1 tRNA gene and 2 rRNA genes (1 of these 3 cut by a window edge) are annotated in these 2,500 nt (G+C 55.8%); all 3 read left to right on the top strand.

The features are described from left to right. Positions 1-1,951 (top strand): 23S ribosomal RNA (locus tag GHK62_RS18175); it begins 948 nt to the left of the window's first position. Positions 1,952-2,177: 226 nt separating this feature from the next. Beyond that, positions 2,178-2,292 (top strand): 5S ribosomal RNA (gene rrf, locus GHK62_RS18170). Positions 2,293-2,373: 81 nt separating this feature from the next. After that, positions 2,374-2,450 (top strand) — tRNA-Met (locus GHK62_RS18165). Positions 2,451-2,500 lie beyond the last annotated feature (50 nt).

Raw genomic sequence — 2,500 nt, 5'->3', positions numbered from 1 at the left:
TTCTCCGCGAAATCTATTTAGGTAGAGCGTCGACCGAATACCCCCGGGGGTAGAGCACTGGATGGGCTATGGGGACTCACCGTCTTACTGATCCTAACCAAACTCCGAATACCGGGGAGTACTAGTCGGCAGACACACGGCGGGTGCTAACGTCCGTCGTGAAAAGGGCAACAACCCTGACCTCCAGCTAAGGTCCCCAAGTCATGGCTAAGTGGGAAAGGATGTGAGGATCCCAAAACAACCAGGATGTTGGCTTAGAAGCAGCCATCATTTAAAGAAAGCGTAACAGCTCACTGGTCTAAATAAGGGTCTTTGCGCCGAAAATGTAACGGGGCTAAAGCCATGCACCGAAGCTGAGGATGTGCCGCAAGGCACGTGGTAGCGGAGCGTTCCGTAAGCCTGTGAAGGGATACCCGTGAGGGGTCCTGGAGGTATCGGAAGTGCGAATGTTGACATGAGTAACGATAAAGAGGGTGAGAGACCCTCTCGCCGAAAGACCAAGGGTTCCTGCTTAAAGTTAATCTGAGCAGGGTTAGCCGGCCCCTAAGACGAGGCGGACACGCGTAGTCGATGGGAACCACGTTAATATTCGTGGGCCTGGTGGTAGTGACGGATCGCTTAACTTGTCTGGACTTATTGGATTGTCCAGGCCTGGACGCGGTCCCGGGAAATAGCTCCACCGTATAGACCGTACCCGAAACCGACACAGGTGGTCAGGTAGAGTATACCAAGGCGCTTGAGAGAACTGCGTTGAAGGAACTCGGCAAATTGCACGCGTAACTTCGGAAGAAGCGTGACCCTTTTGTACGCAAGTATGATGGGGTGGCACAGACCAGGGGGTAGCGACTGTTTATCAAAAACACAGGGCTCTGCGAAGTCGCAAGACGACGTATAGGGTCTGACGCCTGCCCGGTGCTGGAAGGTTAAGAGGAGGGGTGCAAGCTCTGAATCGAAGCCCCAGTAAACGGCGGCCGTAACTATAACGGTCCTAAGGTAGCGAAATTCCTTGTCGGGTAAGTTCCGACCTGCACGAATGGCGTAACGACTTCCCCGCTGTCTCCAACGCAGACTCAGTGAAATTGAATTCCCCGTGAAGATGCGGGGTTCCTGCGGTCAGACGGAAAGACCCCGTGCACCTTTACTATAGCTTTACACTGGCATTCGTGTCGGCATGTGTAGGATAGGTGGTAGGCTTTGAAGCAGGGACGCCAGTTCCTGTGGAGCCGTCCTTGAAATACCACCCTTATCGTCATGGATGTCTAACCGCGGTCCGTCATCCGGATCCGGGACAGTGTATGGTGGGTAGTTTGACTGGGGCGGTCGCCTCCGAAAGAGTAACGGAGGCGCGCGATGGTGGGCTCAGAGCGGTCGGAAATCGCTCGTCGAGTGCAATGGCATAAGCCCGCCTGACTGCGAGACTGACAAGTCGAGCAGAGACGAAAGTCGGTCATAGTGATCCGGTGGTCCCGCGTGGAAGGGCCATCGCTCAACGGATAAAAGGTACGCCGGGGATAACAGGCTGATGACCCCCAAGAGTCCATATCGACGGGGTTGTTTGGCACCTCGATGTCGGCTCATCGCATCCTGGGGCTGGAGCAGGTCCCAAGGGTTTGGCTGTTCGCCAATTAAAGCGGTACGTGAGCTGGGTTCAGAACGTCGTGAGACAGTTCGGTCCCTATCTGCCGTGGGTGTAGGAATATTGACAGGATCTGTCCCTAGTACGAGAGGACCGGGATGGACATATCTCTGGTGGACCTGTTGTCCTGCCAAGGGCATAGCAGGGTAGCTATATATGGAAGGGATAACCGCTGAAGGCATCTAAGCGGGAAACCCACCTGAAAACGAGTATTCCCTTGAGAACCGTGGAAGACGACCACGTTGATAGGCCGGGTGTGGAAGTGCGGCAACGCATGAAGCTTACCGGTACTAATCGTTCGATCGGCTTGATCGTTCCCATTGCTTATGCTCATCATGGATGCGCATCGCAATTCTTTGTCCTCACGCTGTCGGCCTTCGGCCGACGCTGCGGACGGCGCGCCAGACGACTGGCGGCTCGGCTCTGCCGGCTGCTGGAGTTGTCCGGATAAGACGCATGACGTGTTCAAAACGAAGCAATCGCTTCACCAGCTTCTCGACAATTTGCTCCCCTCCGGGGAGCAACGCTTGCGCTTTGCCGACCTGGTGGTTCTGGCGGGGTGGCTGCACCCGTTCCCATTCCGAACACGGCCGTGAAACGCCCCAGCGCCGATGGTACTTCGTCTTAAGACGCGGGAGAGTAGGTCGCTGCCAGGTCTGCAAATCGCAAGATAAAACATCTTCTCTCACAAACGCCGGCAAACGGCGAAAACAACACAAAACAAAAACGAAAGTTGACGCGGGGTGGAGCAGCCCGGTAGCTCGTCAGGCTCATAACCTGAAGGCCGCAGGTTCAAATCCTGCCCCCGCAACCAACAAAAACCCCCGGTGCCCAAACGCCCCGGGGGTTTTGCCGTTCCCCCGC

Source organism: Sinorhizobium terangae, assembly GCF_009601505.1.
GTDB classification, from domain to species: domain Bacteria; phylum Pseudomonadota; class Alphaproteobacteria; order Rhizobiales; family Rhizobiaceae; genus Sinorhizobium; species Sinorhizobium terangae.
The sequence above is the reverse complement of the archived record's forward strand: the minus strand, read 5'-3'. Positions and strand labels throughout refer to the sequence as shown.